Source organism: Methylobacterium sp. WL103 (genome assembly GCF_008039885.1).
In the GTDB taxonomy this organism is placed as follows: Bacteria; Pseudomonadota; Alphaproteobacteria; order Rhizobiales; family Beijerinckiaceae; genus Methylobacterium; species Methylobacterium cerastii.
The window spans coordinates 1-7,189 of record NZ_VRUX01000191.1 but is presented as its reverse complement, the minus strand read 5'-3'; the positions used below and the strand labels follow the sequence as shown (position 1 = coordinate 7,189).

6 protein-coding genes, 1 tRNA gene and 2 pseudogenes are annotated in these 7,189 nt (G+C 67.5%); 6 read left to right on the top strand and 3 right to left on the bottom strand.

The window, feature by feature from the left end; all coding sequences use genetic code 11:
* Positions 1-286: pseudogene (gene fliI, locus FV222_RS13140) on the bottom strand (flagellum-specific ATP synthase FliI); the annotation flags it as partial.
* Positions 287-704: 418 nt separating this feature from the next.
* Between fliI and FV222_RS13135 the strand changes: the two are divergent.
* The 6 genes from FV222_RS13135 (at position 705) to FV222_RS13110 (ending at position 6,484) form a co-directional block, all read left to right on the top strand.
* Positions 705-1,406 carry a response regulator transcription factor CtrA gene (locus tag FV222_RS13135; RefSeq protein ID WP_147727979.1) on the top strand — a complete coding sequence of 234 codons (702 nt, stop codon included), beginning with the start codon at positions 705-707 and terminating at the stop codon, positions 1,404-1,406.
* Positions 1,407-1,802: 396 nt separating this feature from the next.
* On the top strand, positions 1,803-3,365 hold the full coding sequence (locus FV222_RS13130) for a 2-isopropylmalate synthase (protein ID WP_147761494.1): 1,563 nt from the start codon (positions 1,803-1,805) through the stop codon (positions 3,363-3,365).
* 141 nt (positions 3,366-3,506) lie between these two features.
* A tRNA-Lys gene (locus tag FV222_RS13125) sits at positions 3,507-3,582 on the top strand.
* Positions 3,583-3,763: 181 nt separating this feature from the next.
* On the top strand, positions 3,764-4,561 hold the full coding sequence (locus tag FV222_RS13120) for an ABC transporter ATP-binding protein (RefSeq protein ID WP_147761493.1): 798 nt from the start codon (positions 3,764-3,766) through the stop codon (positions 4,559-4,561).
* Positions 4,561-5,442 (top strand): ABC transporter permease, encoded by an 882-nt coding sequence (locus FV222_RS13115; RefSeq protein ID WP_147814577.1) that lies wholly within the window; start codon positions 4,561-4,563, stop codon positions 5,440-5,442. The genes FV222_RS13120 and FV222_RS13115 overlap by 1 nt, the downstream gene beginning before the upstream one ends.
* A 76-nt stretch (positions 5,443-5,518) precedes the next feature.
* Complete coding sequence (locus FV222_RS13110) at positions 5,519-6,484, top strand: ABC transporter substrate-binding protein (RefSeq protein ID WP_147761491.1); 966 nt, start codon at positions 5,519-5,521, stop codon at positions 6,482-6,484.
* A gap of 25 nt (positions 6,485-6,509) precedes the next feature.
* Here the strand turns inward: FV222_RS13110 and FV222_RS13105 are convergent, their stop codons facing one another.
* The gene (locus tag FV222_RS13105; protein ID WP_147761490.1) at positions 6,510-6,752 is read right to left on the bottom strand and encodes a hypothetical protein; all 243 of its coding nucleotides are present in this window, start codon (positions 6,750-6,752) and stop codon (positions 6,510-6,512) included.
* 121 nt (positions 6,753-6,873) lie between these two features.
* Positions 6,874-7,152: pseudogene (locus tag FV222_RS13100) on the bottom strand (cold shock domain-containing protein); the annotation flags it as partial.
* Between the last annotated feature and the right edge of the window lie 37 nt (positions 7,153-7,189).

Here is a 7,189-nt window from a genome sequence, read left to right as displayed (position 1 = left end):
AGGCCGGGCAGCCGCGGCGCACGCCCTCCAGCGAGCCGAACGGCATGGCCAGCGCCCGGTCGCCCTGGAAGCCGATGATCTCGCACGGGATCAAGCCGGCGCTGCCGGCGCCCTCCACGTCCAGCCGCCCACCAAGCCGCATCGCGGCGACCGGCCCTGCGACCTCGACGAGGAGCCCGCGAATCGCGACGACGCGGCCGTAGGTCTCGAGCGGCTCGACCCGCTCCAGCCCGGCGCGGATGCCGGAGAGCGTCCGAGCCGCGGTCCCGCCCTGGTCCTGCGTCATCCGTGATGCCCTAACGGTTCGTTTACCTCCCTCCTTAACACTGCGGTCATCGGGCTTGTAGCGGGGCCGATCGCACGACCGGTTCGGGTCCCTCGATCCGGCCCGGACATGCGTCGCGGATGTGGCTCGACGGCCACGAACGCGCGCGGCCCGTGACATGTGAAGGACTTGGCAGGCGTTGAAGGTACGGCATCGGCCGCGGGCGGTCGGGGCGGTCGGGACGGACAGCCGAGACCGGACGAAAAAAGGCCGAGGCAGATGCAAACGATCGCTTGCCACGGAGAATCAGGTTTTGTTAACGATTAACGAATAGCGTTTCACGTCAATGACGATGGGGCGTCCGTCCACAGGCCGGTGGCGGACGAATGGCGGCGACGTGTCCGAACGCTGATACGGCCGGCCGGGCTGGGGATCGACGATGCGGGTACTTCTGATCGAGGACGACGGCGCCACGGCGCAGAGCATCGAATTGATGCTCAAGTCCGAGAACTTCAACACCTACACCACCGATCTCGGTGAGGAAGGGATCGATCTCGGCAAGCTCTACGATTACGACATCATCCTGCTCGACCTGAACCTGCCCGACATGTCGGGCTACGAGGTGCTGCGCAACCTTCGGGTCGCCAAGGTCAAGACGCCGATCCTGATTCTGTCGGGCATGGCCGGCATCGAAGACAAGGTGAAGGGCCTCGGCTTCGGCGCCGACGACTATCTTACCAAGCCGTTCCACAAGGACGAGCTCGTGGCCCGCATCCACGCCATCGTCCGCCGCTCGAAGGGCCACGCCCAGTCGGTGATCACCACCGCCGACCTGATCGTGAACCTCGACCAGAAGACCGTCGAGGTCGCCGGCTCCCGCGTCCACCTCACCGGCAAGGAGTACCAGATGCTGGAACTCCTCTCGCTCCGGAAAGGCACGACGCTCACCAAGGAGATGTTCCTCAATCATCTCTACGGCGGCATGGACGAGCCCGAGCTGAAGATCATCGACGTGTTCATCTGCAAGCTGCGGAAGAAGCTCGCCAACGCCAGCCAGGGCAAGAACTACATCGAGACGGTCTGGGGCCGCGGCTACGTGCTCCGCGAGCCGATGGACGCCGAAGAGCGCATCGCCGTCTGACTCGTCCTCCTGCGGCCATTCCATCCGAGGCACCCGCGGATTGCTCCGCGGGTGCCTTTTTCTTTGCGAGAGCCCGTCCCATGGCCGCGCTTGTCTTCGCCGCCGCGGAGGGATATCCACGAATCCTGCGTCGCCGGCCCCGCACATCTCCGTGCGGTCCCGAGGTCGGCGCCGAGGAGAGACGAGCCTTGGCCAGCGCCGGCTCAGCACCCGTCGCCATCGAGGCCGCGTCCGCGGCGTCGCCGACGCGCGCCCTCCGCACGCTTCTGCTTACCCGCCCCTGAGGGCCGTCCGGGCGCACGCCTGGGCCTTCAGGGGATCGCACGGCCGGATCTTCAGGCTTCGAAGGCAGCCCGGTCCGCATTGCGGAGGGTGCCGCGACAGGGTTGACACGAGATGACCAGCACTTCCGAGACGAAAAAAGACCGCGTCGTGATCTTCGACACGACGTTGCGCGACGGCGAGCAATGCCCGGGCGCGACCATGACGCTGGACGAGAAGCTCGCCGTGGCCGAGTTGCTTGATGCGATGGGCGTCGACGTGATCGAGGCCGGCTTCCCGATCGCCTCCAACGGCGACTTCGAGGCCGTGTCCGAGATCGCACGGCGCGCCCAGCGAGCCACCATCGCCGGGCTCGCCCGCGCCATCCCCGCCGACATCGCGCGGGCCGGCGAAGCGGTTCGGCACGCGCGCCAGGGGCGTATCCATACCTTCGTCTCGACCTCGCCGATCCATCTCGCGCACCAGATGCGCAAGACCGAGGACGAGGTCGTCGAGATCATCCTCAAGACGGTGGCGCAGGCGCGCGACCTCGTCTCCGACGTCGAGTGGTCGGCGATGGACGCGACCCGCACCCCGATCGACTATCTGTGCCGCTGCGTCGAGGCGGCGATCAAGGCCGGCGCGACGACGATCAACCTGCCCGACACGGTCGGCTACGCCACGCCGGGCGAGTACCGGGCGATGTTCGAGGCGGTGCGCGAGCGCGTGCCGAATGCCGACAAGGCGATCTTCTCGGTCCATTGCCACAACGACCTCGGCCTCGCGATCGCCAACACCCTGGCCGGCATCGAGGGCGGCGCGCGCCAGGTGGAGTGCACGATCAACGGCATCGGCGAGCGCGCGGGCAACGCGGCGCTCGAGGAGGTCGTCATGGCGATCCGCACCCGCTCCGACGTACTGCCCTACGAGACCGGCATCGAGTCGACGATGCTGACGCGCGCCTCGAAGCTCGTGAGCCACGCCACCAACTTCCCGGTGCAGTTCAACAAGGCGATCGTCGGCCGCAACGCCTTCGCGCACGAGAGCGGCATCCACCAGGACGGCATGCTCAAGCACGCCGAGACCTACGAGATCATGACGCCGGCCTCCGTCGGCGTCACCAAGACCAACCTGGTGATGGGCAAGCATTCCGGTCGGGCCGCGTTCCGCTCCAAGCTCGACGAGCTCGGCCTGAAGTTGTCCGACAACCAGCTGCAGGACGTGTTCGAGCGGTTCAAGGCCTTGGCCGACCGCAAGAAGCACGTCTACGACGAGGACATCGAGGCGCTGGTCGACGAAAACCTCGCCACCGCGCACGACCGCATCCGCCTGGTGTCGCTCTCGGTCATCGCCGGCACCCGCGGGCCGCAGCGGGCGACGATGAAGGTCGCCCTGGACGGCAAGACGCTCACCGAGGAGGCCGACGGCAACGGGCCGGTGGACGCGGTGTTCAACGCGATTCAGGCGCTCGTGCCGCACGAGGCGCAGCTTGAGCTGTACCAGGTCCACGCGGTCACCGCCGGCACCGACGCGCAGGCCGAGGTCTCGGTCCGCCTGAAGGCGGGCGAGCGCTCGATCACCGCGCGCGGCGCCGACCCGGACACGCTGGTCGCATCGGCCAAGGCCTACCTCTCGGCCTTGAACAAGCTGGCAGCCTCCGCCGTGCGCATCCATGCGCAGCACGCGGCGGCGGAGTAGTCCGAAAACCGACTGAGCCGGGGGAAAATCCCCGCCCGCGGGCGAAAACCTCACTCGCGGGGTGGACAGCCCCCGGCCCGGTTGGTATCAGCCCGCATCGCAGCGGGACTTGGTGGACCGCGGCGGATCGCTCAGGCGATCGGGCGCATAGCTCAGTTGGTAGAGCAGCTGACTCTTAATCAGCGGGTCCTAGGTTCGAACCCTAGTGCGCCCACCAAAGAATTCCGAACTTATACGATCTTGGGCAGGACGCGGCGACGCGTCTTGCCCTTCTTCGTTTCGAGGTTCCCTCCGGGTGCGAGCGTCGATGTGAAGCCACCCGAACAGCCTCGAATCTGCATTTTGCATTCCGATTGGCCCAGGCCTTGCTCGGCTCCGCCCCAGCGGTGGAGTCGTCGATGGATGCGCTTGCGAACGGCCGGGACGTGCAGCTCGCCCTGCGGGGCATCCGGAAGGCGTTCCCATCTCGTGGCGGCGCGGTGCCGGTGCTCGACGGGCTGAACTTCGACATCTACGAGCGGGACTTCGTCAGCATCATCGGGCCGTCCGGCTGCGGCAAGACCACGGTCTTCAACGTCATCGCCGGCCTGCTCGAACCCGACGAGGGCACGATGCGCTTCCGTGGCGAGATCGTGCCCGGGCTCTCGGGGCGCGTCGGCTACATGATGCAGAAGGACCTGCTGTTCCCCTGGCGCACCGTTCTGCAGAACGTCATGCTCGGCTTGGAGATGAAGGGCGTCGACGCCCGGGCCGCGACCGAGACGGCGCGGGACTACCTCGCCCGCTTCGGGCTCTCCGGCTTCGAGAACGCCTACCCGAAGACTCTGTCCGGCGGCATGCGGCAGCGGGCGGCGCTGATCCGGACGCTGATCATGGACCCGGACATCCTGCTCCTCGACGAACCGTTCTCGGCCCTGGACTATCAGACCCGGCTCTACCTCGAAGGCGTGCTGCTCGACGCCGTCGAGACGTTCCACAAGACCGTCGTGCTCGTGACCCACGACATCGACGAGGCCGTGGCCCTCTCCAAGCGCGTGGTGGTGCTCGGCAACCGACCGACCCGGGTGAAGGGGGTGCACGATATCGCGCTCAACGATCGGTCGCCGATCGGCGCCCGCAGCGATCCGCGCTTCTCGGAATACTTCAACACCCTGTGCGGCGAACTCGACATCCAGACCCGAGCGAGGGCGGCCTGATGGCGATCCAAAGCCTTTCGCAAGACCAGGCGCCGACGGCGCAGAGCCCGGCGACACCGGCCGCGACCCGCCGCAGACCGGGTGCTCTGGCGCGCGCGGTCGACACCACCCTCGGGCGCGGCCTGATCCAGATTCTGGCCGTGGCGGTTTTCTTTGCGAGCTGGGAGATCGCGGTGGACGCCGGATGGCTCACTGAATTCCTGGTCGGGGCCCCCTCGGGCATCTGGCGGGTGTTCGTGAAGAGCGTGCTGGACGGCAGCCTCGTCCACGACACCTGGCTCACGGTGGTGGAGGCCATCCTCGGCTTCGTCATCGGAACCGTCCTCGGCTCCGCAGCGGGCCTCGGGCTCTGGTATTCGGTGCTGGTCGCGCGGATCGTCGAGCCGTTCATCGTGGCGATCAACTCGGTGCCGAAGATCGCGCTGGCGCCGATCGTGATCCTCTGGTTCGGCACCGGCTTCATCTCGAAGGTCGCGCTCGCGGTCTCGCTCACCGCCCTGGTGGCGCTGATCGCGGCGTATCAGGCCGCCCGGGACGCGGACCCCGACCTGCAGGCGCTGCTGGCTTCCATGGGGGCCTCGAAGAACCGGATCTTCCGCTCGGTGATCGTGCCCTCGACGCTGCCGGCGATCATCGGGATGTTCCGGATCAACATCGGCTTCGCCCTCGTCGGCGCCGTCGTCGGCGAGTTCATCTCGTCACAGGCGGGGCTCGGCCACCTGATCTACAACGCCTCGTCGCTCTACGACCTCAACGCCGTCTGGGTCGGGCTGTTCGTGCTGATGTTCGTCGGCTTCCTGCTCTACCACGTCATCGATTTCGCCGAACGCCGCATCCTGCCGTGGCGGCAGGTGGACACCGCCGGCAGCGTTCAGGTCTGAGCTCCAGGCCGCCGCGTCGCGCGCGACTGCCCTTTCCCCCTTCCCTGCCCTTTCCTTTGCAGAACGAGTGGCCCCGATGATCCAGCGCCGTCCCCTCCTCGCGACCGTCGCCGCGGCTTGGCTGCTGGGAGCCGCGCCGGCCTCGGCGGCGGCGTTGAAGGCGACGGTGAGCCAAGCCTTCCAATCGATGCTCTACCTGCCGCTCTACGTGGCCCTCGACGAGGGGTTGTTCGAGAAGGCCGGCATCGAGGTCACCAAGGAGACCGCCGGCGCCCCGAGTGTCGCGCTGTCGGCGGTGATCTCCAAGAGCGCGCAGTTCTCGATCCACGGTCCGGAATGGACCGCGGTGGCGGCCTCGAAGGGTGCCCCCGTCGGCGTCGTCGCCAACGTCGTCAACGGTGCGGCCGTCTGGATCGCGACGACGCCGGATTTCGCGTTCACGGACGTGAAGGACCTCAAGGGCCAGACCATCGTCACCGGATTGATGCCGACGACCAGCACCTCGCTGTTCCTGAAGCTCCTCAAAGAGAACGGGTTGTCGAAGGACGACGTGACGCTGACGCAGGTGCAGCTTGGCACCGAGCCCGGCCCGTTCCTGGCCGGCCAGGCCAAAGTCGCCGTTTTGTACGAGCCCGGCCTCGACCAGGTCGCGGCGAAGGGCATGAAGGTCGTCCTCGGCTTCCCCGAGAAGTACGGGCCCTACGCCTTCTCGGCGGTGAGCGCGCGCAAGGACGTGGATCCCGTGGTGGCGCAGGCCTTCGTCAACGGCATGCAGGCGGCGATCCGGTTGATGCAATCCGAGCCGGCCAAGGCGGTCGCGGTCGCGAAGAAGGAGTTCCCGAACCTCGACCCGACCGTCGTCGAGGCCGCGGTGAAGCGCATGATGGGCGACAAGGTCTATCCCGAGAGCGTCGACATCACGCCGGATGCCCTGAAGATCGCCCTCGACACCCAGATCGCCCTCGGCAACCTCGCGGCCCAGCCGGACTACGCGAGCTTCGTGCGGCGCGACTTCATCATTAAGGCGATGGCGGGGCAGTAATCCCCGTGGTGCGCGCCGACATCTCTCAGCGCGAGGCGGCCGGGCGCGATGCGCGGAGCGACTTCGCGGCCAGCGACGCGCTCGGCGGGAGGTCGTTGGCGCTGGGCGTCCCCGCACGCGCTCCCGGGACAGCACCCGGCGTCTTCGCATCCCGCCCACGCTCGAAACCGTAGCCGAGGTTCACGCCGGCATAGGCGCCGGTGAAATCCTCGGCCTGCGCGGATGTCGCGAGCCCGAGAACCAGGACGAGCGAAAGGGTGCAACGCATGCAGCTTGTCCGGTTGTCGATCCGAAACGCGAAACGGCGGCCCTGGAAGGGACCGCCGTCTGCAATCTCACCGGGAACGCGGCGGAAGCGATACCGCCGCGTTCGTCCGATTCGGCGACGATCAATCGTCGACGTTGATGCTCTGGGCCTCGCGGCCCTTCTGGCCGTCGACCACTGCGAGCGTCACGGTCTGACCCTCGGCCAGCGACTCGAGGCCGGCGCGCGACAGGGCGGAGCGATGGACGAACACGTCCTTGCCGCCGTCGTTCACCGACACGAAGCCGAAGCCCTTGGCCGGGTCGTACCACTTCACGGTGCCCTGCATCTCGGTCGAGGGACCGGAGGCGACGCGGCCACCACCGCCACCGGCGCCGTAGCCACCACCCGCTCCGCCGTAGCCATGTCTATTATAAACATCTGACGCTGCAGACGACTAC